The organism is Nonomuraea sp. KM90, assembly GCF_052246675.1.
In the GTDB taxonomy this organism is placed as follows: domain Bacteria; phylum Actinomycetota; class Actinomycetes; order Streptosporangiales; family Streptosporangiaceae; genus Nonomuraea.
Genome location: NZ_JBQQCB010000055.1, coordinates 41782 through 66599, shown reverse-complemented (window position 1 = coordinate 66599; position 24818 = coordinate 41782). Strand labels below are relative to the sequence as shown.

Here is a 24818-nt window from a genome sequence, read left to right as displayed (position 1 = left end):
AGTTCGACGAGCGCCTCATCGCCGTCAGGCCGGTCGAGTCCACATGACGAACGTTCCGTGATAGGGAGCCCATGTTCAGCACCGTCCTCATAGCCAACCGAGGTGAGATCGCGCTGCGGGTCGCGCGGACGTGCCGGGAGCTCGGCATCCGCACCGTCGCGGTGCACTCCACCGCCGACCGCGACTCCGCGGTGACCCGGTTCGCCGACGAAGCCATCCAGATCGGCCCGCCCCAGCCCAAGGCGAGTTACCTGAACGTGCCCGCCATCCTGGAGGCCGCCCTGCGCACCGGGGCCGACGCCATCCACCCGGGGTACGGGTTCCTGTCGGAGGACCCCTACATCTCGGAGATCTGCGCCGGAAACGGCATCACGTTCATCGGGCCGCCGCCGGAGGTGATGGCCCGGCTGGCCGACAAGGCGGAGACCCGGGCCGTCATGGCGGCGGCCGGGCTGCCGGTCCTGCCGGGCAGCAACCAGACGATCGCCGACGGGATGGCCGCCGCCGAGCTCGCCGACGAGATCGGTTACCCGGTGATCATCAAGGCGGCGGCGGGCGGCGGGGGCAGGGGCATGCGGGTGATCCACGACCCGCGCGACTTCCGCTCCGCCTACCAGCGCACCCGGGCCGAGGCGCAGGCGGTCTTCGGCGACGGCCGGGTGTACGTCGAGAAATATCTGGAAAAAGCCCGGCACATCGAGGTGCAGGTGCTGTGCGACACGTACGGCAACGCCGTCCACCTCGGCGAGCGGGACTGCTCGGTGCAGCGCCGGCACCAGAAGCTGGTCGAGGAGACCCCCGGCCCCGGGCTGCCGCCCGGACTGAGCGAGCGCATGGGGGAGATGGCCGTCCGCGGCTGCCAGGCCGTCGGCTACGCGGGCGCGGGCACGTTCGAGTTCCTGGTGGACACCGACGGGTCCTTCTACCTGATGGAGATCAACTGCCGGATCCAGGTCGAGCACCCGGTCACCGAGATGGTCACGGGCATCGACATCGTGGCCGAGCAGCTCAGGGTGGCGGCCGGCGAGCCGCTGTCGATCCGTCAGGAGGACGTCCAGCCGCGCGGGGTCTCGATCGAGTGCCGGGTCATCACCGAGGACGCCGACCGCGGCTTCATCCCGACGCCGGGGCTGCTGGAGGAGTTCCAGCCGCCCGCGGGGCCCTTCGTCAGGGTGGACACGCACGCGCGGCCCGGCTTCCGGGTGACGCCCGACTACGACTCGCTGCTGGCCAAGGTCGTCGTTTGGGGCTCGGACCGGGAGCAGGCGATCGCCCGGATGGACCGGGCGCTGCAGGAGTTCACGGTGACCGGCAAGGGCGTGCGCACGACGATCGGGTTCCTGCGCCGCATCCTGGCCGACCCGCAGTTCAGGGCCGGCGAGCACACCACGTCGCTGGTCGACAGGATGCTGGCCGAGGCCGCCAGGAAGCGGGCCGAACCGGCCGCCTGAGCGGACGCGAAGAAGGCGCTCCCGGGGCTCCGGGAGCGCCTTCTTCGTGCGGGTTCTAGAGGGTGGTGAACCAGTCACGCCACTTCATGGCGAAGAAGGTGTTGCCCGACACCTTCAGCTTGCCGGTCATGAACGCCTGCGGCCCCGCCAGCTTCCCCGTGGTCATCTTGAGGAAGTCGCCCAGGTCCACGCCGATCGTGACCTTGGGGGAGTCCAGCTGCCCCTGCCCGACCGCGCACGTGCCGTGGTCCACCGACACGTGGTAGAACTTCGGGCCCTCGGGCGTGGTGATCTCGTACTGGAAGGTGCCCTCGCCCTTGCGTGCCTTCTCCGCCCTGAAGCTCTCGGGCGTCAACTCGAAGACCAGGCCGAGCACGCCGTCGATGCCGCCGGGCTGCGCGCCGATGTGGCTGAGCAGCTCGTCCTGGGGGCTGCCGTCGATGACGGGGCGCAGCTCCTCGAAACGGGTCCGTGCGTCGCTCATGAATCGCTCCTCCTTGGACGTGTCCTGCCCGCAGCGTCACAGCAGCGCCTAGGGGGGACCTAGAGGTCCGCTCGACGGGCCCGCGGGGGCCTCCAGGAGTTCTCGATCTGGCTCCTAATACCGGTTGCGACGATGCCTGCACCCCGGAGCCGACGGGGGCCCACCGGATCGAAGGACGCTCATGGAGATCGCACAGGCCCTGCTCACGGGGTTCGGCAGGACGGCGCCCACCCGGGCGTCCGTCGCCCGGCCGCGCTCGGTGCACGAGGTGGCCGAGCTGCTCGCCGCCCCCGGGGCGCGCGGCGTCATCGCCCGCGGCCTCGGCAGCTCGTACGGCGACGCCGCCCAGTGCGCCGGTGGCCTGGTGATCGACTGCACCGGCCTGCCCCCGTTCATGAACCTGGACCGGAAGACGGGCCTGTGCGCCGCCGGCGGCGGCGTCACCCTGGACGCGCTGATGCGCGCCCTGCTGCCGCACGGCTGGTTCGTGCCGGTGACGCCCGGGACCCGCCGGGTCACCGTGGGCGGCGCGGTCGCGGCCGACGTGCACGGCAAGAACCACCACGTGGACGGCTCGATGGGCCACCACGTCAGAAGCCTCACCCTGGTGCTGCCGGGCGGCGAGGTCAGGACGGTCACGCCGGACTCCGACCCCGCCCTGTTCTGGGCCACGGTCGGCGGGATGGGCCTGACCGGCGTGATCACGGAGGCGGTCGTCCAGTGCGTGCCGGTGGAGACCTCGTACGTGTGCGCCGACACCGAGCGGACCCGCGACCTCGACCACATGCTGGAGGTCATGGCGGCGACCGACGCCCACCACCGCTACTCGGTCGCCTGGATCGACCTCACCGCGCGGGGCCGCGCGACCGGCAGGGGCGTGCTCACCCGCGGCCGGCACGCGCGCCGCGACGAGCTGCCCCGGCGCGCGAGGAAGGACCCGCTGGCGTTCGCGCCGGGCCGCGGGCTGCGCGCCCCCGGCTGGGCGCCGCCCCGCCTGCTGAACCGGCTCACGGTCGGCGCCTTCAACGAGGCGTGGTACCGCAAGGCCCCCGGGCTGCGCCGGAACGAGATCCAGGGCATCGGCGCCTTCTTCCACCCGCTCGACGGCGTGCGCGGGTGGAACGCGCTGTACGGGCCGCGCGGCCTGGTGCAGTACCAGTTCGTCGTGCCGTTCGGCGCCGAGGAGGCGTTGCGCGAGGCCGTGGCCCGGCTGTCGGGCGCGGGGGTGGCGTCCTTCCTGGCCGTGCTGAAGCGGTTCGGCCCGGGGAACCCGGCGCCGATGTCGTTCCCGATGCCCGGCTGGACGCTCGCCCTGGACCTGCCGGCCGGCGACCCCCGGCTGGGCCGCCTGCTCGCCGGGCTCGACGAGCTGGTGGCGGGCGCGGGCGGGCGCGTCTATCTCGCCAAGGACTCGCGGCTGCCGGCGTCGGTCCTGGCCCGGATGTACCCGCGGCTGCCCGAGTGGAACGCCGCGCGGCGGGCCGCCGACCCGGACGGCCTGCTCGTCTCGGACCTGGCGCGCCGCCTGTCGCTCGCCGACCGAGGGACCGGACACGAAGGGGTGCTGCCATGAAGAACGCGCTCGGGACGGTCGCGACCGTGCTGCTGCTCGGCGGACGCAGCGAGATCGGGCTGGCCATCACCGCCCGCCTGGTCCGCGACGGCGCCCGCCGGGTCGTCCTGGCGCAGCGCGACACCGACACTGCGCAGGTCGACACGGCGCGGGCCGACGTGGCGCAGGCTGTCGCGGCGCTGAAGGAGGCGGGCGCCGACGAGGTGCACACGATCCCCTTCGACGCCGCGGACCCGGGCGGGCACGCGGCCGTCTTCCGCGCCGCCCGGGAGCGGCTGGGCGACGTGGACGTGGTGGTGGCCGCCTTCGGCGTGCTGGGCGACCAGGTGGCGATCGAGCGCGACCCCCGCGCCGCCGCCGGTGCCGCCGCCCGCGCCGCGACGGTGAACTTCGCCGGCCACGTCTCCACCGGCCTGCACGCCGCCGGCCTGCTGCGCGCCCAGGGCCACGGCACCCTGGTCGTCCTGTCCTCGGTGGCCGGCGTCCGGGTCCGCAGGTCGAACTTCGTGTACGGCGCCGCCAAGGCCGGGCTCGACGCGTTCGCCCACGGGCTGGCCGACGCGCTGGCCGGCAGCGGGGCCCGAGTCATGGTGGTCCGCCCCGGGTTCGTACGCACCCGCATGACCGAGGGCCAACCCCCCGCGCCGTTCGCCGCCACACCCGAGCAGGTCGCCGCCGCCGTGGCCGAGGGCCTGCGCCTGGACCGGCTCACGGTCTGGGTGCCGGCCCCGCTGAAAGTGCTCTTCGCAGGACTCCGCATGATCCCCCGGCCCCTCTGGCGGCGGCTCCCCCGGTAGGCGGGCCCACCCCCGAAATGAGGAGATGTCATGACCACAACCACCAAGACCACCCGACCTCCGGACACCCCGGCGGGGACGTGGGCCCGATGGATCCGTCCCGTCGCCTTCGCGCTGGGCGTGGCGATCACCCTGTCCATCCTGCTCTGGGCGGCCCAGCGCACGGTCATCTGGTGGATGGCCGACTGGAACGTCTACTACATGTCGAGCGAGGTCGTCCTGCGCGGCGGCGGCGACCTGTACGACGTCGTGGCCCCGCCCCTGGGCCCGGACCTGCAGTTCAACGCCCCCTTCAACTACCCGCCCTTCGCCGCGCTGCTGCTGACCCCGTTCAGCTTCCTCGGCGTGGACGTGCTGAGCGTGGTCTGGAGCACGCTGAAGATGCTCACGCTCGGCGGCGTGGTGTGGGTGTCGCTGAAGGCGGTCGGCGTGCCGTACGGGCGCCGGCGCCTGGTCCTCACCGCGGTCATCGTCACGGTGGTCCAGCTGCTCGACCCCGTGCTGCAGGACGTGCAGGTCGGCAACATCAACATCTTCATCCTGCTGGCGTTCCTCGACCTGATGCGCCCCGACGGGGCCCGGGGCAAGGGCATCCTGGTCGGCCTGGTCGCCGGCATCAAGATCACGCCCGGGATCTTCATCGTCTACCTGCTGGTCACCCGGCAGTTCAAGGCCGCCGTGACGGCGACCGTCACCTTCCTCGCCACGGTCGGCGTGGCCTTCCTGGTGCTGCCCGCCGACTCCCTGCGCTACTGGACCTCGGCCATGTGGGAGCCGGACCGGGTGTTCATCCCCGAGTTCACCTACAACCAGTCGCTGCGCGGGGTGGTCGTGCGGTTCCTCGGCAACGATGACAACAACCTGCTCTGGCTGGCGCTGGCCGCCCTCACCTTCGTGGCCGCCCTCGCGATCGGCGCGGGCCTGCACCGCAGGTCGATGAACTTCGAGGGCATCCTGGTCGTGTCGATCGCGATGCTGCTCATCTCGCCGTTCTCGTGGATCGCGCACTGGGTGTGGATCGTCCCCGTGCTGATCCTGCTGTGGACGATGTCGCGCCGGGTGCGGTCCAGGTGGCTGTACGCGCTGACGACGTTCGTGGTGCTGGTCTTCATGCTCAGGCCGTACATGTTCGCCTCGTTCAACCCGCTGGAGGGCTACGGGCTGAGCCCGGGGGCGCAGCTGCTGGCCGCCTCCTTCGTGATCGCCGGGGTGCTGCTGCTCGCGCTCGCCGAGGTGTACCGCAGGCGCGGGCCCCTTCCCGAGCTGAGCCCCGCTGTGGAGAGCGGCGAGGGACATGGCGCCCGTTGACACCGTCCGCCGCGCCGGGACGCCGGCCCGCCGCCACGCCGCCCTCCTGGGCGGCCTGGTGCGGGCCTGCCGGCCCCGGCAGTGGGTCAAGAACGTGCTGGTGGCGGCGGCGCCGGGGGCCGCGGGCGTGCTCTTCACGGTGCGCGGCGGAGGGCTGACGCTCGTCGCGTTCGCCGTCCTCTGCCTGGCCGCCGGCGGCACCTACCTCATCAACGACGCCGCCGACGCCAAGGCCGACCGGCTGCACCCGGTCAAGCGGTTCCGGCCGGTCGCCGCGGGGATCGTCCCCGTCGCGCTGGCCGCCGCGCTGGGTGCCGTGCTGATCCTCACGGCCGTGGGCGCCGCGCTGGTGGCGGGGCCGGGGCTGGCGGCGGCGGTCGGCGGCTACGTCGCCCTCACCACGGCGTACACGTTCTGGCTCAAGCACGTCCCGGTGCTCGACCTGATCGGGGTCGCCGGCGGGTTCGTCATCAGGGCGGTCGCGGGGGCGGTGGCCGTGGGCGTGCCCATCTCGGTCTGGTTCTACGCGGTCGTCTCCCTCGGGTCGCTGTTCATGGTCGCGGGCAAGCGCTCGGCCGAGCTGCGGCACGCCGGGTCGGGGCGGACCAGGGCGACGCTGACCGCGTACTCGGCCCGGTATCTCGCCCACGTCCAGGCGATGTCGTCCGGGGCCATGATCGTCACCTACAGCCTGTGGGTCTTCCAGCGGCACGACGGGATCGGGCTGGCGCTGCTGACGCTCAGCATCGTGCCGTTCGTCGCGATCGTCCTGCGCTACGCGCTGCTCGTCGACAGCGGTCAGGGCGAGGCGCCCGAAGAGCTGGTCTTCCGCGACCGGCAGCTGCTCGTCACCGGGGTCGTCCTGGTCGCGCTGCTGGTGGCCGGTACCTATCTGAACTGAAGGGATGTCCACGATGAGCGAGAGAGCCCATCGGCTGATGCGGGCCGGCCTGGTCGCCCTGACGGTGGGGGCCATCGTCGCGGTCCTGTGGATCCTGCTCGGCGGGGTGCCCTGGTGGCTGGGCGACCTGCGGGTCTACCACTTCGGCGGCGAGCTGGCCAGGTCCGGCCAGTCGTTGTACGGGACGCCGCTGGTGGCCGAGCAGGGCACGGCCGACCAGATGGAGATCGTGCTGTGGTTCACCTACCCGCCGTTCGCCGCCCTGTTGTTCACGCCGCTGTCGTTCTTGCCCGTCTCCGCGTTCGGGGCGGTCATGCACGTGCTCACCGTGGCCAGCCTGGTGGCGCTGGTGTGGCTGGTCCACCGGGCCGTCCGGCCCGAGCGGCGCCGCCTGCGCATGGTGCTCGCGGTGACCCCGCTGCTGCTCTTCCTCAGCCCGGTCGCCGAGACGATGATGCTCGGCCAGGTGAGCGTGCTGCTGGTGGTGCTGGTCCTGGCCGACCTGATCCGGCCCGAGGGGGCCGCGTGGCGCGGCGTCGGGGTCGGCCTGGCGGCGGGCATCAAGGTCGTGCCGGCCGTCTTCATCGTCCACCTGTTCCTGACCGGGCAGCGCAGGTCCGCCGTCACCGCGACGATCACGTTCGCCGGGACGGTGCTCGCGGGCGCGCTGCTGTTCCCCGCCGACACGTGGACGTACTGGACCGGGCTGCTGTGGGAGGTGGCGCGCGTCGGCGAGGTGCACGTGACGTTCAACCAGTCGCTGCACGGCGTCGTGGCCAGGCTGCTGCACGCGCCCGACGCGGGCACCCTCGGGCTGGTCCTGTCGGCGGTCGTCCTGGCCGCCGGGCTGTGGGTGGCGTTCCGGCTGCACCGCGGCGGCCACACCGTCGAGGGCCTGCTGGCCGTGGGGATCACCGCGCCGATGGTCACGCCCATCGGCTGGCATCACCACTGGTCGTGGATCGTGCCCGTGCTGGCGCTGCTCTACACGACGGCGCGGCGGGCCCGCTCGGCGCGGATGTGGGCCTTCACCGCCTTCATCACGCTGATGTACACCGGCGGCCTGTTCTACCTGGCCAGCCCCTATCCGGTGATCTATCCGGAGGGCGTGGCCGGGCACCTGCTCGGGAGCGTGTTCGTCATCGGCGGGCTCTCCCTGCTCCTCGCCGGGGCCGTCCGGTCCCGCCGCGTCCCGGAGACCGCTGAACCGTCGCGGGTGTCGCGCCGGGTCTCGCGGCTGGCGCACGAGGTGACCGCCTTCGGGGCGGTGGGGGCGGTCGCGTACGTGATCGACGTCGGCGGCACCAACCTGCTGTGGATGGTGCTGGGCGAGGACCAGGGGCACCTGACCGCCAAGGTGGTCGCGGTCGTCGCGGCGACCACGTTCGCCTACTTCGGCAACCGGCACTGGACGTTCCGCCACCGCGAGCGTGGCGGCCTGGCCCGCGAGTACGTGCGCTTCGCCGCGCTCAACGGCGTCGCGGCCGGCATCTCCCTGCTCTGCCTGGGTTTCACGGTGTACGTCCTGCAGCTCGACGGCCTGCTGGCCAAGAACATCGCCGCCAACGTGGTCGGCGTCGCCCTCGGCGCGGCCTTCCGGTTCTGGTCCTACAAGAAATGGGTGTTCCCGCCCCGCCTGGCCGAGGTCGAGCTCGCCCGGTGAACCCCGCGGGCGGCTTCCAGACGGCCTCGATGCCGCCCCTAGAGACGGTTGCGACGATGCGGAGGCCGCAGCTCAAGGAGGTTTCGATGGCAGCGAAGCGGGTCCGCCTGGCGATCGTCACGTCGGTCGCGGCCGCCGGGCTCATCGCCACCGCGGGGTTCGTCCTGGCGGAAGGCGGCCGGGCGGGGCAGGGGGTGACCGTCGGCCCGCCCCAGGCGGCCGCGCCGAAGGGGCCGGCGCCCGCGGAGGCGCTGAAGAGCATGGCCTTCTTCGCCGGCGCGTGGCGGTGCGCGGGGCGCAACTCCTCGCCCGAGGGCAAGTCCTTCCCGGTCGAGGCCACGGCGCGGGTCGAGGTCCGGCACGACGGCAGCTGGCTGATGTTCGACCTGCGGGAGATCCGGACGAAGGACAACCCGCGACCGGCCTCGGGCACCTGGATGTGGGGCTTCGAGAGCGCGCACAACCGCTACAGCGGGTTCTTCTTCGACAGCATCGGCAACCGCACCGAGCAGTACGCGCCCGGCTGGCGCGACGGCGGCCTGCTGTTCGAGGGCCGCATCCTCGGGCCGGGGTTCGAGGCGCCGTACAAGGACGTCATCAGGAAGACGGGTGACGCCTCCTTCAGCATCTCCGGCCAGGGCTACGTGGTCGGCAAGTGGATCGTCTTCCAGCACCTCGACTGTCACCGGTGAAGAGGAAGGAAAGCTCATATGTGTGGAATCGCCGGTTTGGTGAACTTTGATGGAGACCTTTCCCGCGAGTCCGGTCTCGCGGAGGCCATGACCGACGCGATCGCCTGCCGGGGCCCCGACGGGAGGGGGATCTGGGTCGGCCGGCACGCCGTGCTCGGCCACACCCGCAACGCCGTCATCGACATCCCCGGCGGTGGCCAGCCCATGGTCGCCGAGGAGGACGGCCGGGCCATCGCGGTGATCACCTACAACGGGGAGATCTACAACTACCGCGAGCTGAAGGTCGAGCTGGAGTCGCACGGCCACCGGTTCCGCTCCAACTGCGACACCGAGGTGGCGCTGCGTGCCTACCTGCAGTGGGGCACCCGGTGCGGCGAGCACCTGAACGGCATGTTCGCCTTCGGCGTCTGGGACCTGCGCAGCGAGCAGCTCGTCCTGGTCCGCGACCACCTCGGGATCAAGCCGCTGCACTACGCGCGCGTCCCCGGCGGCATCGTGTTCGGCTCCGAGCCCAAGGCGATCTTCGCCTCCGGCCGGCTGGCGCCCGAGGTGGACCTCGACGGCCTGCGCGAGCTGTTCGTCCAGGCCAAGACGCCCGGCGCGTCGGTCTACAAGGGCATGCGGGAGGTCGAGCCCGGCCACGTCATGGTGCTGCGCGAGAGCGGCGCGCACCACGAGTGCTACTGGCGCCTGGAGTCCCGGCCGCACACCGACGGCCAGGCCGCGACCGTGGACACCGTGCGCGGCCTGCTGGAGGAGTCGGTCCGCAGCCAGCTCGTCTCCGACGTGCCGCTCGGCGTGCTGCTGTCCGGCGGCCTCGACTCCAGCGTGATCGCCGCCATCGCCGCCCGCGAGCTGCGCCGCCAGGGCGTGGAGTCGATGCCCACGTACGCGCTCACCTTCCAGGGCTACACCGAGAACTTCGAGCCCGACGAGGTCCGCGACACCCCCGACGCGCCCTACGCCCGCGAGATGGCCCGGCACATCGGCGCCCGCCACCAGGAGATCCTGCTCACCCCCGAGCAGATGATGCACCCCGACACCCGGCGGGCCACCCTGCGCGCGCAGGACCTGCCCACCCCCATGGGCGACGGGGACGCCTCCATCTACCTGCTGGCCCGCCAGGTCCGCGACGAGACCGTGGTGGTGCTCTCCGGCGAGACGGCCGACGAGATCTTCGGCGGCTTCAACTGGGTGCACGCGCCGCAGCTCGTCTACGCGCCCACCTTCCCGTGGGTGGCCATCGGCCAGCTCGTCGACCCGACCTGGCCGGGCCTCGGCGCCGGCCTGCTCGAACCCGGCCTGCTGGAGAAGCTCGACATCCCCGGCGTCACCGCCCAGCGCTATCAGGAGGCGCTGGCCGACGTGCCGTACCTGCCCGGCGAGGAGGGCCACGAGCGGCGCATGCGCGAGCTGCTGCACCTGCACATCACCCGCTGGCTGCCGGTCCTGTTCGACCGCACCGACCGGCTGGCCATGGCGGGCGCGCTGGAGATCCGCGTGCCGTTCTGCGACCACCGCCTGGTGGAGTACGTCTTCAACACCCCGTGGGCGCTGAAGAGTTTCGACGGCAGGGAGAAGAGCCTGCTGCGGGCCGCCTCGGCCGACCTCCTGCCCGCCTCCATCCTGGAGCGGCGCAAGAGCCCGTACCCGGTGACGCAGGACCCGGCGTACGCGCGGGCGCTGTGCGCCGAGTTCGCCCGCTTCGAGGCCGACCCCGCAGCCCCCGCCGCCGGCTTCTACGACCCCCGGGCGGCGCGCGAGGTGCTGGCCGACCCCGACGAGCTGGCCACCGGCATGGGCGCCTGGGTGCAGCGCTCCAACCTGGAGATGGTCCTGCAGTTCAACGCCTGGCTGCGCGACTACGACGTCCGCCTGTCACTGTAGGGGAGCCCACGATGACCTATGCACCGCCCCGTGACGCGGAGGAGCTGGCCGCCGCGATCGCCCGCGACGGCGTCGAGTTCCTGCTCGTGATGTTCGTCAACCTGTACGGCAAGCCGTGCGCCAAGCTCGTCCCCGCCGGCACCGCCGGCCTGCTGATGCGCGAGGGCATCGGCTTCGCCGGCCACGCCGCCGACGGTCTGGGCCAGTCGCCCGCCGATCCCGACGTCGTGGCCATGCCCGACCCCGGCTCCTACATGCCGGCCCCCTGGCAGGACGGCCTGGCCGTGGTCCAGTGCGACCTGCGGGTCGAGGGGGAGCCCTGGCCGTACGCGCCGCGCGTCATCCTCAAGCGGCAGCTGGACCGGCTGGCCGCCAGGGGGATGGTGTTCAAGGCGGGGGCCGAGCCGGAATACTTCCTGCTGGAGCGGGACGAGGCGGGCCGGCTCAAGGTCGCCGACCCCCTCGACGACGCCGGTTCCCCGTGCTACGACGCGCGGGCCGCCTCGCGCAACTTCGCGCACCTGGCCGCCGTCAGCCGGGCCATGAACCGGCTGGGATGGGAGAACTACTCCAACGACCACGAGGACGCCAACGGGCAGTTCGAGCACAACTTCGGCTACGCCGACGCGCTCACCACCGCCGACCGGGTGATCTTCCTGCGGTACATGGTGCACATGCTGGCCCGGCGGGAGGGGAAGATCGCCACGTTCATGCCCAAGCCGTTCGGCCACCTGACGGGCAACGGCCTGCACCTCCACCTCAGCCTGTGGGGCGACGACGGGGCGGAGCTGTTCGCCGGGCAGGACGCCCACGGGCTCGGCCTGTCCGGCCTCGGCCGGTCGTTCGTGGCCGGCGTGCTGGAGCACGCGCCCGGCCTGATGGCGCTGACCTGCCCGACCGTCAACTCCTACAAGCGGCTGGGCGCGGGGGCCGCCACCGCGTCCGGGTCCAGCTGGGCCCCCGGGTACGCCACGTACGGCGGCAACAACCGCACGCAGATGCTGCGCGTGCCCGCCCCCGGCCGGGTCGAGGCCCGGTGCGTGGACGGGGCCGCCAACCCCTACCTGGCGCTGGCGGGACTGCTGGCCGCGGGGCTGGACGGGATCGACCGGCAGCTCGACCCCGGCCCCCCGAACCAGCACAACCTGGAGCACGACGGGCAGGGCAGGGGCAAACCCCTTCCCCGGACGCTCGTGCACGCCGTGGCGGAGCTGGGCGAGGACGCCGTGCTGCGGGCCGCGCTCGGCAAGGTCCCCGGCGGCGAATACTGCGACTACTACGCGGCGGTCAAGCAGGAGGAGTTCGCCGCCTACCACTCCCAGATCACCGACTGGGAGCTCCACCGCTACCTGCTGGCCTGCTGACATGGACGTCCTGGTCGTCGGTGCCGGACCGGCGGGGCTGACCGCCGCGGTCGAGCTCGCCCGCCGGGGGGTGGCCTGCCGAATCGTGGACCGCGCGCGGGGTCCCGCGCGCGGCACCGGCTGCCCCAACGTCTGGCCGCGCACCCTGGAGGTGCTGGACGCCCTCGGCCTGCCGATGGCGCGTTACCTGTCCGCCGGCGTGGCGTTCACCACGAAGGTGTGGCAGCCGTTCGGCGCCGAGCCGATCGCCATCGACATCCGCGAGGAGCACGGCCCGTGGCCGACGCCGCTGCTGGTGCCGCAGGAGACCACGGTGACGCTGCTCCTGGAGCGGCTGAGCGCGCTCGGGGTCGAGGTCGAGTGGGGGACGGACCTGCTCAGCCTCGACCAGGACGACCGGGGGGTCACCGCGTGGCTGTCCTCGGGCGGCACCCGGGCCGGATGGGTGATCGCCGCGGACGGGGCGGGCAGCACCGCCCGGGCCTCGCTCGGCATCGGGTGCGAGGTCACCGCCTACCCGGACGTGACCTGGCTGCAGCTCGACGTCACCGTGGGCTCGCCGTACCCGCTGGACCCGCACACCGAGTACATCTTCCACGGCCCCCGCACCCACGCGGGCCTGGTGCCGCTGCCCGGCGGCCGGCACCGGCTGTTCATGAGCCGGCCGGGCGACCTGGGCGACGTCCGCGACGTCGAGGGCGTCTTGCGCGAGATCGCCGGGACCGGACTGACGCTGTCCGAGCCCGGGCGGCCCTGGCGGGTGCGGCCCGCCGGCGTCCTGGCCGCGGCCTACCGCGCCGGGCGCTGCCTGCTGCTGGGCGAGGCGGCCAGGACGTTCCCGCTGCCCGTGCAGTCGATGAACACCGGCATCCAGGACGCCGCCAACCTGGCGTGGAAGCTGGCGTCGGTGATCGGCGGGACGGCCTCGCCGCGGCTGCTCGACACCTACGAGGCCGAGCGGCGGGCCGTGGCCCGGGAGCAGCTGGCCCGTACGGGATGGCTGCTGACGGGGAGCCTCGAACCCGACGCCGAGGCGATGTTTCGGGAGGGGCACCGGCGCAGGGGCGGCCGGCCGCTGGTCCGCACCGAGCCGCCCGTGGACTACGCCGAGGGGGCGCTGAGCGGCCCCTCCTGCCCGGGCGTGAGCCCGGCGGCCGGGCAGCGGGCGTTCGACGCGCCCGTCGCGACCCGCGACGGGGACGTCACGCGGCTGTTCAGGCTGCTGAGCGGGTCGGAGTGGACGCTCCTCGTCCTCGCGGGCAGGGGCCTCGACCCGGCCGCGGAGCGGCGGCTGAGCGGCTACGCCCGCGCCGGCCTCGCCGTCAAGGTCGTCACCACCCGCAACGCCGACGCCCTCCGCGACGCGACCACCGGGGGCGGCGGGATCCTCCGTGACGTGACCGGCCTGATCCACGAGGCCTACGGCGCGGCCGGCCGGCCGATCGCCTGCCTGGTGCGCCCCGACGGCTACCTCGCGGGCCACGCCCCGCTCGACGCCGCCGCCGCCCTCGACGCGCACCTCCGCACCGTTCTCAGCTGACCTACGGGGAGACGATCATGTACGACGAGCACGTTCCCGTCCTGATCTCGGGCGGCAGCCTGGTGGGCCTGTCGACGGCGGTGTTCCTCGCCTGGCACGGCGTCACCCCGCTGCTGGTGGAGCGGCACGAGGACACCTCCATCTACGCCCGGGCCTGGGGCGTCAACCCCCGCACCATGGAGCTCTACAGGTCGGTCGGCCTGGAGCCCGCGATCCGCGCGGCGCAGCGCCGGCTGGAGGGCAGGCAGCGCACCAGCGGGATCCTGCGCGCCGAGAGCCTGGCGGGGGAGGAGCACGAGTGGTTCGAGATGCCGTACCTGCACGGTGTCTTCGAGGACTCCAGCCCGGTGAGCCCCACGGGCTGGGCGCCGTGCCCCCAGGACAAGCTGGAGCCGCTGCTGCGCGCCCGCGCCGTCGAACTCGGCGCCGACGTGCGGTTCGGCGTCCGGCTGGTCTCCTTCGAGCAGGACGGCGACGGGGTCACGGCCGTGCTGGAGGAGCGCCGCACGGGCGCCCGGCGGACCGTGCGCGCCGGCTACCTCGTCGGCTGCGACGGCAACGCCAGCCAGGTACGCCAGGCGCTCGGCATCCCCACCGGAGGCATCGGGACGATGGTGCACAACATGGCCATCCTGTTCCGGGCCGACCTGACCGAGGCGCTGCGCGGCCGGGCGTTCATGCACTGCCAGGTGATGAACGAGGACGTCATGGGCGTGCTGGGCACCGACGGCGAGCGCTGGCAGCTCGACGCCATGTACTTCCCCGGCGGGGAGCAGGAGGAGTTCACCGAGGAGCGCTGCGTGGCCCTGGTACGGGCCGCGGTCGGCGTTCCCGACCTTGAGGTCGAGATTCTCGGCCGGCTGCCGTGGGAGCTCGCGGCCAGGGTCGCGGCGTCCCTCGGCTCCGGGCGCGTGTTCCTCGCCGGGGATTCGGCCCGCGTGCACCCGCCCACCGGCGGTTTCGGGGCCAACACCGGGGTGCAGGACGCCCACAACCTGGCCTGGAAGCTCGCGTACGTGCTGGCCGGCCGGGCGGGCCCGGGGCTGCTGCGCACGTACGAGGCCGAGCGGCTGCCGGTCGGCCGGTTCACCGTGGACCAGGCCGTCGCGCGGTCGCTCGACCGGTTCAAGAACCCGGCCGTCGGGGACGTGGCGGCGGTGCCGATCGCCGACGACCTGACGGTGATGATGGGCTACCGCTACCGGTCCGCCGCGGTGCTGCCCGAGCCGGGCGAGCAGTGGCCCCGCGACGGTGACCAGGACGTCGGCGACTACGACATCGGCGACTACGACGACGTGAACGCCCCCTCCGGGCGGCCGGGCACGCGGGCGCCGCACGTCGTGCTCGACTCCGGCGTCTCCACGCTCGACCTGCTCGGCAAGGACCTCACCCTGCTCGCGGGCGGGGACGGCACCCCCTGGGCCGACGCCGCCGCCCGTGCCGCCGGCCGCCGCGGCCTGCCCCTCGACACCCACCTGATCACCGACGAACCCTGGGCCAAGGCGTACGGCGTGAGCAGCCGCGGCGCGGTGCTCGTCCGGCCCGACGGCTTCATCGCCTGGCGCGCCGAGCGGGACGCCCCGCCGGGGAGCGACCGCGAGGGCATCCTCGCCGACGTCCTCGACAGTGTCCTCGGGCGCGTCCTCGGGCGCGTCGCGACCGGCGCCACTTCCACGAGGAGATGAGCTGAGATGAGGATCCTGTTCACCATGTCACCCGGGCTCGGCCACTCGCTGAGCCTCGTCCCGCTGATCTGGGCGGCGCGCTCCGCCGGTCACGACGTCGTGGCCGGCACCAGCGGCCACTCGCTGCACGCCATGGGCAAGGCCGGGCTGCCCGCCGTGGACGGCTACCCCGACGGCGACATCATGGCCGTCTTCGGCGAGCACGAGCAGCGGGCCGCCGCGGCGGGCTTCGAGCTGACCGGCTTCCTCGGCGGCCTGTTCGGCGACTTCACCGACCGGGTGGTCGACCGCTTCGTGGCCCTGGCGGACGGCTGGGAGCCGGATCTCGTGGTGCACTCGTCGCTGGAGTACGCGGGCCCGATCGTGGCGGCGGCCCGCGGCGTGCCCGCCGTCTGCTACCATCTGGGCCTGCCCGTCCCGGTGGAGATCCGGGACGCGGTGCGCGCCGAGGTCCGGCCCGCCGCCGAACGCCACGGGGTCCGCTCCTGGCCCGTCGAGCCCGCCGTCGTGCTCGACCCCATGCCCGCCAGCCTGCTCGACCCCGGCGTCGAGCTCGACCGGCCGATCCGGTTCGTCCCGTACAGCGGGGGCGACGCCGCCCGCCCGCCGTGGATGTTCCACAAGCCGGAACGGCCGCGCGTGTGCGTGACCCTCGGCACGGAGGTGCCGCGGTGGGCCGGGATCGGCGTGCTGGAGGACTTCGTCGCCGCGGCACAGGACCTGGACATCGAGCTGGTCCTGGCCCTCGGCGGCGCGGACCCCGCCGACCTGCCCGAGCTGCCCGCCAACGTGCGCGCCGCCACCTGGCTGCCGATCGCCGACGTGATCGCGACCTGCTCCGGGATCGTCCACCACGGCGGCGCGGCCACCATGCTGACCTCGTGCGCGGCGGGCGTCCCGCAGCTCGTCCTGCCGCACGGGGGCGACCAGTACCTGCACGCGCCGCTGCTGGAACGGCGGGGCCTGGCCGCGGTGCTGGACCCGTCCGAGGTCTCGGTGGAGACGGCCCGCGACGCGCTGCGCCGGCTGACCGGCGACCGGCGGATGGGCCGGGCGGCGGAGGAGGTACGGGCCGAGATGGCCGCGCTGCCCTCGCCGGCGGACGTCGTACCGGTCCTGGAGAAGCTGGCCTGACGCCTGCCTGGGGAACCTTCGAGCGCGGCGGGCGGGCGCCGGATCCGGCCCGCCGCGGCCCGGCCGTCAGTGGTGGTCGGCGTAGTGGCGCGCGAGCAGGTCCCCGCCCCAGTCGTGGCGCAGGTCGCGCCACACGGAGTGGATGTGGTTGGCGTCGTCCTGGGTGTTGTCGTACTCCAGCAGGAACGTGGGGCCGACGACGCAGTAGTAGTGGCCCTGCCCCCGCTGGTCCGATCCCGCCCACGCGAACGTCACCTTGTCGAGACCGGCGTCCACCGCCTCGCGCCAGCACGTCTCGCCGTACCAGCCGGGGGCGCGGTCGAAGTAGCGGCGGACCAGCCGTTCGAGCAGGTCCCTCGACGGCGCCGACATGTCGGCGTAGGACAGCCCGCGGGGGATCCCGTCGAGCTCGGCCACGGGGTCGTTGCGGGTGAGCACGTCGTCAGGGGCCACCTCGCCGGTGATCGCGATCGAGCGCTGGTACGGCGAGAGCTCGGCGAGCAGGGCCCGGCCCATCTCCTCCTCCTCGGCGAGCAGCCGCAGACCCCGATGCGGTCCCGACAGGACCATGGCCGGCTCGGCGCCCAGGAAGCTCGGCGTGACCGTGATCGAGTCGCCCACGACCGTGATGTGCACCGCGAGGTGGTGGCCGTTGACCCGCCACGCCCACGGGGCCGCCCCTCCCGGCTCGCCGAACACCCGGAACCAGTAGCGGTCGCCGTCGATCTCGTCCACCCCGGTGACCAGCCGGCGGCGGACGCGCTCGAGCTCGATGACGCCTCTCGCCGTGCGCGCGCCGGCCACGCCGCAGCCGGCGTCGAGCAGGGCGAGCGCCAGGTCCTGCTGGGCGGAGGTCATCTCGACCAGCGGCAGCCCCGGACGGGGGCCGGGGAGGTAGGACCACTCGGTACGCTCCGGCGAGCCGAACGGCGCCGTCGCCGCGGCCCGCCGCTCGGTGTCGAGCGAGCCGAGGAACCTCAGCACCGCCTGCCGCATCACCTGGACGTCATGTGCACTCATGGAGGATTCCTCAAAAATGGGGGCAAATCGGATGACAACCTCCATGGTGCCCTTTGCCACCAACCGGTTCCACCACGATCCACCCGCCCAGCCCTCCACGACGCCCCCACCCCCGACCCGCCCGCGACCCCCCGCGGCCTGGCCCGCCCCGCCCCGCTGCCCCGCCCCGCTGCACCCGCCGTGCCGTGCTGGCCGGTCCGACCAGGGGGTGGAGAGGTGGCCGGGGCCGGGCCGGGTGGCGGGGGAGGTCTCCGGTCAGGTCCTTCAGGGCCTCGTGAAACACCTCTCAGGAGGTGAAGATGATCGTGATCGGGATGCCCTGGCGGGTCATCTTGGTGTAGGGGCACAGCGTGGCCGCCTGGGTGAGGAGCGGGGCGGCCTTGTCGCGTTCGACTCCCGGCCAGTTCACCACCAGGTCGGCCCTGAGCTGGTAGCCGCCGTCGGGGTCGCGGCCGACGGCGACGGTCACCTCCACCGCGATCGTCGCGGGGTCGAGGAGGCTCCGGCGGGCCAGCAGGCTGAGCACGCCGTGGAAGCAGGCGGCGTGCGCGGCGGCGAAGAGCTGTTCGGGGTTCGGCCCCGGGGCGTCGCCGCCCAGCTCCGCGGGCATCCGCAAGTCCAGGTCGAGGGCGCCGTCGGCGGAGCGGGCCCGGCCGCTGACGCGGCCGTGGGCGGCGCTGCCGCCGGTCACGGCGACGCGCGTGGTGTAGAGCGGTTTGAACGCGGAGCCGCCGTGGTCGTGGTCCGTGGACAGGTTCAGGTCGATCACCGGTACGCCTTTCAGCGGCGAATGAGAGGTCTGTAACGGGGGCACGTCAGTCATGGGCGATGCCAGCGCTCCAACTTGTCGGGGTTCAGGACGATCCAGACAGCGGTGACCTCGGCCCCGGCGACGCTCACGCTGACCACCGCCACGGCCCGGCCCGCCCGGCGCAGCACCAGGCCCGCCCGGCCGTTCACGGATCCGACGGCCACCTCGGTGGCCGGCCGGCCGGTCAGCAGGGCGGTGACGAACCGGGCCACCGCGTCCGCGCCGTACGTCGGATGCACGGCGGCGCGCAGCTTGCCGCCACCGTCGCTCACGACGAGCACGTCCCTGGCCAGGACCGCCCGCAGCCCGGCCTGGTCACCCGCGTCGCAGGCCGCGGCGAACCGGCGTACGACACGGTCGTGTCCGGCCCGCATGGCCTGGCGGGACCTGGCCTGGAGCTGGGCCAGACCGGGGGCGGGCTCGAACCGGCGTACCGGGTCACCGGCGGGGGACGCGGCAGGGGATGCGGCAGGGGATGCGGCGGGGGGCGCGGCGGACGGGACGGGGTGCCACACGCCGCCGGGGGTGGCGAGCAGCTCCAGGCAGATGCTGCCGGCGACCCGCGTCAGCCAGGCGCGCGGCACCGCGATGCCGGCGCGGTCCTCGTCGCCGAGGGCGTACCAGCGGCGATAGGTCTCCTGGACGATGCGGTCGGCCGTGACCTCCGAGCCGAACATCCACAGGGCGATCTCGAGCAGGTGCTGGCGTTCGTCGAGCATCTCCGCCAGCGACTCGGCGCCCGCCCCGGTCATGTCCCACCGTCCTGGCAGCCGGGAGGGTCCGCCTTCGCGCGGCGGGGCTTCTCCTGTTCGCAGGTCGTGGCAGGGCCGGCGCGGTGGCCGGCCAACGGGGTGGTCCGCACGATGTCCTCTGTTCTGTCGGGTGTGACAGTAAAGACCGGGCAGCCGGTCGGGTTGTGACATCCGGCTATGACCGGACAGCCCGGCTGGTTGTGACACCCCCGCTAGGACCGGGTGGCGCCCCCGGTCGTGACGCCTCCGCCCGACCGGGCGCGTGACTGCTCGAAGGCGTGCAGTTTGTCGGGACTGACGATCCACATGAGGTGGTGGATGCCCTGCGGCGAGGCCTCGATGGTGAGCAGCGCGACCCCGGTGCGGCCGCCGGGGACGAGCACGCCGGCGAGCCCGTTCACCTCGACCCACTCCATCTCGGCGCCCGGCCAGAACCTCGGCGCGAACGCGGCTACGAAGTGCGCCACCCGCTCGCCGCCCATCAGCGGGAACCGGGCGGCCCCCCTGAGACCGTTGCCGTCGGCGGAGCTGACGATGTCCGCGGCGAAGAGGTCTTCCAGGGCGCCGATGTTCCCCGTCCGGGCGGCGTCGACGAAGGCCTGGAGGAGGTGCCGGTGCTCGCCCTTGCCGATCGGCTCGCGCCGGACGGCGGCCAGCCGCTTGCGGGCGCGGCTGACGAGCTGGCGGGCGTTGGCCGGGGTGAGCCGGAGGACGTCCGCGATCTGGCGGTAGGGGTAGGCGAAGGCCTCACGCAGGACGTACGCGGCCCGCTCGGCGGGGCTGAGCCGCTCCATCAGCAGCAGGACGGCGAGTTGGAGCGCTGCGCCACGTTCGGCGCCGAGCGCGGGGTCGGCACTGGTGTCCACGGGTTCCGGCAGCCAGGAACCGATGTAGGTCTCGCGGCGCGCGCGGGCGGAGGTGGCGGCGTTGATGGACAGCCGGGTGGTGATCGCGGCCAGGAACGCCGAGGGGGTGTCGACGACCGCCCGGTCGGTGCCCTGCCAGCGTAACCAGACTTCCTGCAGGATGTCCTCGGCCTCGGACGCGCTGCCGAGTATCCGATAGGCGATGCCGAACAGGCGCTGACGCAGCTCGACGAAGGCGGTGGCCGCCTCGTCGAGCGCGCCCGCCTGTTCCGGTGATTCTGCCTGCATGTACGACCGCGCCTTCGACTCGAATGCGTGGCCGGCCGGTGACCCTGGCCGCCGGCCGGCGGGTGACTCCGCTCAGCCGTTCACATGGGCGACCGCGTCCAGGATGGCGGCGGTGACGGCGTCGGGCTGGGACGCGGCGAGCGCGTGGGAGGCGCCGGCGACCTCGCGGGTGCCGCGGGAGCCGGCGCGGTCGGCCATGAAGCGCAGGGCCTGGGCGGGGATGTTGAGGTCCTGCTCGCCGTGCACGAACCAGGACGGCGTGGTACGCCAGGCGGGTTCGCTCGCGGTCAGGCCGTCGGTGAGGGCCTTCTCGGTGACCGGTCGCTGGGTGGCGGCCATCAGGGCGGCCTCGCGCGGGTCGAGGTCGGCGCAGAACTGGTGGTGGAACTTGTCGCGGGCGATGCGGAACTCGTTGCCGCCGGTGCTGACCGGGTAGGCCTCCAGCGCGGCGCCCAGGGTGCTGCCGTCGAACTTGGCCGACAGCAGCAGCGCGCTCTCGCCGGAATCGGGGGCGAAGGCGGCGACGTAGACCAGTGCGTGCACGGCCGGGAGGCCGGCGGCGGCCTGGGTGATCACCATGCCGCCGTAGGAGTGGCCGGCCAGCACGACCGGCCGGTCGAGGCTGGTGATGACGTTGCGGACGTAGGCGGCGTCGCCGTCGAGGCCGCGCAGCTGGTTGGCCACGGCGACGGCGTCCAGGCCCCGCTCGTGCAGGCGTTGGAGGACGCGGTTCCAGCTGGCCGATTCGGCGAACGCGCCGTGGACCAGGACGACGACGGGCTGCTGGGCGGTGGTCATGAGCGGGCCTTTCCGGGGTGCAGGGCGTGGGTCAGGACGGTGATGGCCTGCGCGGTGGCGGCGCGGGCGGCGTGGGTCTCGCGGACCGGGTTGAGCATCATGAAGTCGTGCAGGGTGCCGTTGTAGCGGACGCTGGTGGTGGGCACGCCGGCCTGGGTGAGCTTGCGGGCGTAGGCCTCGCCCTCGTCGCGCAGCACGTCGTTCTCATCGACGATGACGAACGCGGGCGGCAGGCCGGCCAGGTCCTCCAGGGTGGCGCGCAGCGGGGAGGCGGTGATCTCGGCGCGCTGGGCGGGGTCGGGGGTGTAGGCGTCCCAGAACCAGGCCATCGCCTGGGCGGTCAGGTGCGGGCCGTGGGCGAACTGGCGGTAGCTGGGGGTGTCCTGGGCGGCGTCGGTGACCGGGTAGTACAGCGACTGGTGGATGAAGTGCACGTCGCCGCGCTGCTTGGCCATGAGGGTGAGTGCGGCGGTCATGTTGCCGCCGACCGAGTCGCCGGCCACGGCCAGCCGGGTGGCGTCCAGCCCTTCCTCGGCGCCGTTCCGGGTGATCCACTGCGCGGTGGCGTAGGCCTGTTCGATGGCCACCGGGTAGCGGGCCTCGGGGGAGCGGTCGTACTCGACGAACACCAGCGCGGCGCCCGTGCCGACGGCCAGTTCGCGGACCAGCCGGTCGTGGGTGCTGGTGCCGCCGAGCACCCAGCCGCCGCCGTGCACGTACAGCACCACGGGAAGGGTGGCGGTCGTGCCGGCCGGCTTGACGATGCGCACCCGCACGTCACCGGCCTCGGCCGGCACGGTGATCCACTTCTCGTCCACCTCCGGCATGTCCACCGGTGCGGCCTGGACGTCGTCCAGCAGCTTGCGGGCGCCTTCGGTGCCCAGCTCGTACACGAACGGAGGCTTGGCGGTCGCGTCGGCGAACGCCTGCGCCGCCGGCTCAAGAACGGGACTGCTCATGGTCTCTCTCTTTCTCATGGTGAATCGGGCAGGCCAAGGTCTCGCCTGCCGCCGTACGGGCGGCGGGAGGCGATGGAGCCTTGGCGGCCGGGGCCTACTCGTGGAAGCCGATCTCGCGGTGGGTGCCGTCGCACAGCGGCTTGTTGCCGGAGTGGCCGCAGCGGCACAGCGTCACCCGGTTGCGGGTCTCCAGCGGCCGGCCGTCCGAGCGCACGACCGGGACGCCGCCGGTCACCCACAGCGCGCCGGCCAGCCCGTCCTCCTCCTCCAGGACCGAGACGGCCCGCGGGAGGTCGGCCTCGATCGTGTCGCCGCCGCGTTCGAGGGCGTAGCTGTAGGAGCCGGAGGGGCAGTGGTCGATGCGGCCCATGACCTCGGAGCGCACGTCACTGTCGCCGGTGTCGGCGAGCATCGCCGCGATCGGCCGGGTGCGGCCGATGCAGAAGGCGGCGTGGACGCACAGCTCGCCCACCCGCTGGGCCGAGATGCCCACCCCGTCGTGCACGTGCTGCAGCTCCTTGTACGGCCGCATGACCTCGCTCTCCGTGCCGTCGAACCCGATCACGGCGTGGGTCCCGTCGCAGAACGGCTTGGCGCCCGAGTGGCCGCAGCGGCACAGCGCGTACGTGTCCTCGGTCTCCAGCGGCTCGCCGGTCTGCCAGGTCAGCGCGTTCTTCTCCGGCTCCGAGACGATCTTGCGCTTGCGCCGGAGCGGGACGCCGCCGTACACGACGTACGGGCCGTCGCGCAGGACGACGATCCGCTGCCCGTCGCCGACGCTCCACCGGCGCAGCTCGGGCTCGACGTAGTCGAAGGTGGGGCCGGCCGTCGTGCTCTCCCCGTCGGGCATCCGCATCAGGGCCTGCGCCTGGGCCTTGAGCGCGTACATGGTGCCGGTGGCGACCTTGAGCAGCCTCGGGCTGCCGTTGAACGCCCGCTCCAGCAGGTGCAGGACGGCGCAGTAGGTGTGGTTGAACTCCTCCTGGGCGGTGCGGATCGCGCTGCCCGGGGCATGATCGGTCAGGCGCGGGTTGCGCCGCATCGGATGCACGCCGGCCGGGTCCACGGAGATCGCCTCGCCGGTGGGCCCGGTCTGCGGGGTGTCGCCGCGCCGGTAGCGCCGGCCGGCCTTGAGCTCCTGGAAGCGGTAGTAGTGGGCCACCTCGTCCCGTTCGGGGTGGAAGATGTCCTGGTCGCCGTCCCAGACCCCGCCCCGCGCGGTGCCCTCGCCCTGCTCGACGATCTCCTCCAGCGCCGCCAGAGCCGACTTGAGGTCGCCGACGGTGACCAGCCGCCCGGCGGTGTGCCGGAAGTGCGCCGCGCTGACCTGGCGGGCCGGATCGCCGGTGAAGACCGCCTGCTCGCCGAGCCGGTCGCACAGCAGGAGCAGTCCCTGCTCGATCGCGGCGTAGAACTGCCCGATCGTCTCGTACTCGTCGCCCTCCGCCGGGGCGCCGGGCGGTGCCGGCTGCTCGATCCGCAGGAACAGCTCCAGCGCCTCCGCGCCGAAGGGGACCAGCGACAGCTCCAGCGAGCGGTCACCGTGGGGCAGGGGGCGGGGATGGGGCGGGAGCATGCGCGGCGTGTCCAGCCGGGGGCTGCCGCCGACGGCGTTGAGCAGGTTCGCGGCCAGCGTGAGGTGCAGCATCTCCTCGGCGAAGACGCTGCCCACCACCTCGACGGCCGCCCGGTTCCGCTCCGGGTCCAGCGAGTACAGAGCGCACAGGTACGGCGGCAGGGTCGCGTGCTCCAGCTCGATCGCCCACTGCAGGTGCTCGCGCAGGCTGTCGAGCGTGTCGATGCGCGCTTCACGCACCCTGATCACCGGGCCGGGAATGCTCCTCCAGCTCCTCGACCGCGTCGAGCAGACCCCGCAGGCCGATCTCCTCGCGCTCGACGTCCGTCGGGTCGAACAGCCACTCGGTGACCGGCAGCTCCATCTCCTCCTCCGGACGGCTCGCCTCGGCGAGGGTCAGCTCGATCTCGACCTCGGCCTTGAGCTCGTACAGAACCTCGTCCTCGCCGTCAGGGATGCTCATCTTTCCTCCATGCGTGGCTTGAATGGGTGTCCGGCAGGCCGGCTGACCGCGTGGATCAGCCGCACGGCGATCTGGCCGGAGGCGAACAGGCGGGTGAAGCGCTCGCCCTGGTGAGCGGCCAGCGCGTAGGCGGGGTCGGCCCGATGGCGGGTCGCCACCACCGCGGCCACCTGCTCGGCACGTCGTGACCAGGACAGCGGCGCCCCGGTGGGCGGGTCGATCTGCTCGACGACCTCGAACCCGGCGCCGGCGAGCAGCGAGAGCAGCTCCCGCCGGGTGGGGAAGTGGTTGCCCTCCGGAACCGGAAGGAGCTGCGGCCCCCGTGCGACGACCACCAGGAGCCCCAGCGAGGCGCCGGGCCTGAGCACCCGGTGGATCTCGCCGAGTACGGCGGCCTTGTCCCGCACGGTGCACAGCACCCCCAGGCACCAGGCGGCGTCGACCGACCCCGTACGGAGCGGGATCCGCCGGCCGTCCGCCGCGAGGACCGGCAGCCCGAACAGCCGGGAGGCGGCCCGGCCCGCGGCCGGCATCGGCTCCACCAGGATCGGCTGGACCCCGAACCGCTCGGCGGCCCAGGCGGCCGGGCCGCCGGCGCCCGCGCCCACGTCCAGCAGCCGCATCCCCAAGGCCAGCTCGCACGCCTCGGCCAGCCAGGCCAGCGCGGCCGGGCTCGCGCTGCCGCGGCAGGTGGCCGGTATGGCGTGCCGCCGCCCGAGCTGCTCGACGGCGTCGGCGGTCCAGCCGGCGACATCGTCGAACTCGGCGACCATCGCCAGAGCGGTCACTGCACGACTCCTGTCTCG

At 73.3% G+C, this 24818-nt stretch carries 22 protein-coding genes; 12 read left to right on the top strand and 10 right to left on the bottom strand.

Features of this window, described 5'->3' with window-relative positions:
- Window positions 1-71 precede the first annotated feature (71 nt).
- A complete protein-coding gene (locus tag ACTWPW_RS37540; protein WP_443171466.1) occupies window positions 72-1451 on the top strand; it encodes an acetyl-CoA carboxylase biotin carboxylase subunit in 1380 nt (459 codons plus the stop codon).
- A gap of 55 nt (window positions 1452-1506) precedes the next feature.
- Here the strand turns inward: ACTWPW_RS37540 and ACTWPW_RS37535 are convergent, their stop codons facing one another.
- On the bottom strand, window positions 1507-1935 hold the full coding sequence (locus ACTWPW_RS37535) for an SCP2 sterol-binding domain-containing protein (RefSeq protein WP_364123261.1): 429 nt from the start codon (window positions 1933-1935) through the stop codon (window positions 1507-1509).
- Window positions 1936-2116: 181 nt separating this feature from the next.
- Here ACTWPW_RS37535 and ACTWPW_RS37530 point away from each other — a divergent pair, with 181 nt between their 5' ends.
- From ACTWPW_RS37530 to ACTWPW_RS37480, 11 genes are all read left to right on the top strand, one after another.
- The gene (locus tag ACTWPW_RS37530) at window positions 2117-3508 is read left to right on the top strand and encodes an FAD-binding protein (RefSeq protein ID WP_443171465.1); all 1392 of its coding nucleotides are present in this window, start codon (window positions 2117-2119) and stop codon (window positions 3506-3508) included.
- A complete protein-coding gene (locus tag ACTWPW_RS37525; protein ID WP_443171464.1) occupies window positions 3505-4305 on the top strand; it encodes a decaprenylphospho-beta-D-erythro-pentofuranosid-2-ulose 2-reductase in 801 nt (266 codons plus the stop codon). The genes ACTWPW_RS37530 and ACTWPW_RS37525 overlap by 4 nt, the downstream gene beginning before the upstream one ends.
- 30 nt (window positions 4306-4335) lie before the next feature.
- Window positions 4336-5613 carry a glycosyltransferase 87 family protein gene (locus ACTWPW_RS37520; RefSeq protein WP_443171463.1) on the top strand — a complete coding sequence of 426 codons (1278 nt, stop codon included), beginning with the start codon at window positions 4336-4338 and terminating at the stop codon, window positions 5611-5613.
- Window positions 5600-6514 carry a decaprenyl-phosphate phosphoribosyltransferase gene (locus ACTWPW_RS37515; RefSeq protein ID WP_443171462.1) on the top strand — a complete coding sequence of 305 codons (915 nt, stop codon included), beginning with the start codon at window positions 5600-5602 and terminating at the stop codon, window positions 6512-6514. Before ACTWPW_RS37520 ends, ACTWPW_RS37515 begins: the two co-directional genes overlap by 14 nt.
- Window positions 6515-6527: 13 nt before the next feature.
- Window positions 6528-8177, top strand: a complete 1650-nt coding sequence (locus ACTWPW_RS37510; protein ID WP_443171461.1) for a glycosyltransferase 87 family protein — start codon at window positions 6528-6530, stop codon at window positions 8175-8177.
- 86 nt (window positions 8178-8263) lie between these two features.
- Entirely contained in the window at window positions 8264-8869 is a 606-nt protein-coding gene (locus ACTWPW_RS37505) for a DUF1579 family protein (RefSeq protein ID WP_375108779.1), read from the top strand.
- An 18-nt stretch (window positions 8870-8887) separates the two neighbouring features.
- Window positions 8888-10756, top strand: a complete 1869-nt coding sequence (asnB, locus tag ACTWPW_RS37500) for an asparagine synthase (glutamine-hydrolyzing) (protein WP_375108778.1) — start codon at window positions 8888-8890, stop codon at window positions 10754-10756.
- Window positions 10757-10767: 11 nt separating this feature from the next.
- Window positions 10768-12120: a type III glutamate--ammonia ligase gene (glnT, locus tag ACTWPW_RS37495; RefSeq protein WP_443171460.1), complete on the top strand. Its 1353-nt coding sequence runs from the start codon at window positions 10768-10770 to the stop codon at window positions 12118-12120.
- Window position 12121: 1 nt separating this feature from the next.
- On the top strand, window positions 12122-13660 hold the full coding sequence (locus ACTWPW_RS37490; protein WP_443171459.1) for an FAD-dependent monooxygenase: 1539 nt from the start codon (window positions 12122-12124) through the stop codon (window positions 13658-13660).
- A gap of 17 nt (window positions 13661-13677) precedes the next feature.
- Complete coding sequence (locus ACTWPW_RS37485) at window positions 13678-15345, top strand: FAD-dependent monooxygenase (RefSeq protein WP_443171458.1); 1668 nt, start codon at window positions 13678-13680, stop codon at window positions 15343-15345.
- A gap of 6 nt (window positions 15346-15351) precedes the next feature.
- Window positions 15352-16479: a nucleotide disphospho-sugar-binding domain-containing protein gene (locus tag ACTWPW_RS37480; RefSeq protein ID WP_443171457.1), complete on the top strand. Its 1128-nt coding sequence runs from the start codon at window positions 15352-15354 to the stop codon at window positions 16477-16479.
- A gap of 66 nt (window positions 16480-16545) precedes the next feature.
- On the opposite strand, the gene ACTWPW_RS37475 is transcribed toward ACTWPW_RS37480, so the two are convergent.
- The 9 genes from ACTWPW_RS37475 to ACTWPW_RS37435 all read right to left on the bottom strand — a co-directional run bounded on the left by ACTWPW_RS37475 (window position 16546) and on the right by ACTWPW_RS37435 (window position 24800).
- Window positions 16546-17499, bottom strand: coding sequence for a DUF3500 domain-containing protein (locus ACTWPW_RS37475; protein WP_375108773.1), 954 nt, complete (start codon window positions 17497-17499; stop codon window positions 16546-16548).
- Window positions 17500-17785: 286 nt separating this feature from the next.
- Window positions 17786-18268: an Ohr family peroxiredoxin gene (locus ACTWPW_RS37470; RefSeq protein WP_375108772.1), complete on the bottom strand. Its 483-nt coding sequence runs from the start codon at window positions 18266-18268 to the stop codon at window positions 17786-17788.
- Window positions 18269-18318: 50 nt separating this feature from the next.
- A complete protein-coding gene (locus ACTWPW_RS37465; protein WP_443171456.1) occupies window positions 18319-19062 on the bottom strand; it encodes a hypothetical protein in 744 nt (247 codons plus the stop codon).
- A 212-nt stretch (window positions 19063-19274) separates the two neighbouring features.
- Window positions 19275-20216: a sigma-70 family RNA polymerase sigma factor gene (locus ACTWPW_RS37460; protein ID WP_375108770.1), complete on the bottom strand. Its 942-nt coding sequence runs from the start codon at window positions 20214-20216 to the stop codon at window positions 19275-19277.
- Window positions 20217-20288: 72 nt separating this feature from the next.
- Entirely contained in the window at window positions 20289-21014 is a 726-nt protein-coding gene (locus tag ACTWPW_RS37455) for an alpha/beta fold hydrolase (RefSeq protein ID WP_443171455.1), read from the bottom strand.
- Window positions 21011-21973, bottom strand: coding sequence for an alpha/beta hydrolase (locus tag ACTWPW_RS37450; protein ID WP_443171454.1), 963 nt, complete (start codon window positions 21971-21973; stop codon window positions 21011-21013). Before ACTWPW_RS37450 ends, ACTWPW_RS37455 begins: the two co-directional genes overlap by 4 nt.
- A gap of 94 nt (window positions 21974-22067) precedes the next feature.
- The gene (locus tag ACTWPW_RS37445) at window positions 22068-23798 is read right to left on the bottom strand and encodes a ferritin-like domain-containing protein (protein WP_443171453.1); all 1731 of its coding nucleotides are present in this window, start codon (window positions 23796-23798) and stop codon (window positions 22068-22070) included.
- Entirely contained in the window at window positions 23782-24012 is a 231-nt protein-coding gene (locus ACTWPW_RS37440; protein ID WP_375108766.1) for a hypothetical protein, read from the bottom strand. Before ACTWPW_RS37440 ends, ACTWPW_RS37445 begins: the two co-directional genes overlap by 17 nt.
- Window positions 24009-24800, bottom strand: a complete 792-nt coding sequence (locus tag ACTWPW_RS37435) for a class I SAM-dependent methyltransferase (protein ID WP_443171452.1) — start codon at window positions 24798-24800, stop codon at window positions 24009-24011. The genes ACTWPW_RS37440 and ACTWPW_RS37435 overlap by 4 nt, the downstream gene beginning before the upstream one ends.
- Window positions 24801-24818 lie beyond the last annotated feature (18 nt).

Coding starts and splice junctions, on each gene's coding strand:
- ACTWPW_RS37450 (WP_443171454.1), bottom strand. CDS start 21,973: ATGAGCAGTCCCGTTCTTGAGCCGGCGGCGCAGGCGTTCGCCGACGCG.
- ACTWPW_RS37535 (WP_364123261.1), bottom strand. CDS start 1,935: ATGAGCGACGCACGGACCCGTTTCGAGGAGCTGCGCCCCGTCATCGAC.
- ACTWPW_RS37490 (WP_443171459.1), top strand. CDS start 12,122: ATGGACGTCCTGGTCGTCGGTGCCGGACCGGCGGGGCTGACCGCCGCG.
- ACTWPW_RS37540 (WP_443171466.1), top strand. CDS start 72: ATGTTCAGCACCGTCCTCATAGCCAACCGAGGTGAGATCGCGCTGCGG.
- glnT (WP_443171460.1), top strand. CDS start 10,768: ATGACCTATGCACCGCCCCGTGACGCGGAGGAGCTGGCCGCCGCGATC.
- ACTWPW_RS37475 (WP_375108773.1), bottom strand. CDS start 17,499: ATGAGTGCACATGACGTCCAGGTGATGCGGCAGGCGGTGCTGAGGTTC.
- ACTWPW_RS37505 (WP_375108779.1), top strand. CDS start 8,264: ATGGCAGCGAAGCGGGTCCGCCTGGCGATCGTCACGTCGGTCGCGGCC.
- asnB (WP_375108778.1), top strand. CDS start 8,888: ATGTGTGGAATCGCCGGTTTGGTGAACTTTGATGGAGACCTTTCCCGC.
- ACTWPW_RS37525 (WP_443171464.1), top strand. CDS start 3,505: ATGAAGAACGCGCTCGGGACGGTCGCGACCGTGCTGCTGCTCGGCGGA.
- ACTWPW_RS37515 (WP_443171462.1), top strand. CDS start 5,600: ATGGCGCCCGTTGACACCGTCCGCCGCGCCGGGACGCCGGCCCGCCGC.
- ACTWPW_RS37465 (WP_443171456.1), bottom strand. CDS start 19,062: ATGACCGGGGCGGGCGCCGAGTCGCTGGCGGAGATGCTCGACGAACGC.
- ACTWPW_RS37510 (WP_443171461.1), top strand. CDS start 6,528: ATGAGCGAGAGAGCCCATCGGCTGATGCGGGCCGGCCTGGTCGCCCTG.
- ACTWPW_RS37440 (WP_375108766.1), bottom strand. CDS start 24,012: ATGAGCATCCCTGACGGCGAGGACGAGGTTCTGTACGAGCTCAAGGCC.
- ACTWPW_RS37460 (WP_375108770.1), bottom strand. CDS start 20,216: ATGCAGGCAGAATCACCGGAACAGGCGGGCGCGCTCGACGAGGCGGCC.
- ACTWPW_RS37455 (WP_443171455.1), bottom strand. CDS start 21,014: ATGACCACCGCCCAGCAGCCCGTCGTCGTCCTGGTCCACGGCGCGTTC.
- ACTWPW_RS37520 (WP_443171463.1), top strand. CDS start 4,336: ATGACCACAACCACCAAGACCACCCGACCTCCGGACACCCCGGCGGGG.
- ACTWPW_RS37530 (WP_443171465.1), top strand. CDS start 2,117: ATGGAGATCGCACAGGCCCTGCTCACGGGGTTCGGCAGGACGGCGCCC.
- ACTWPW_RS37480 (WP_443171457.1), top strand. CDS start 15,352: ATGAGGATCCTGTTCACCATGTCACCCGGGCTCGGCCACTCGCTGAGC.
- ACTWPW_RS37485 (WP_443171458.1), top strand. CDS start 13,678: ATGTACGACGAGCACGTTCCCGTCCTGATCTCGGGCGGCAGCCTGGTG.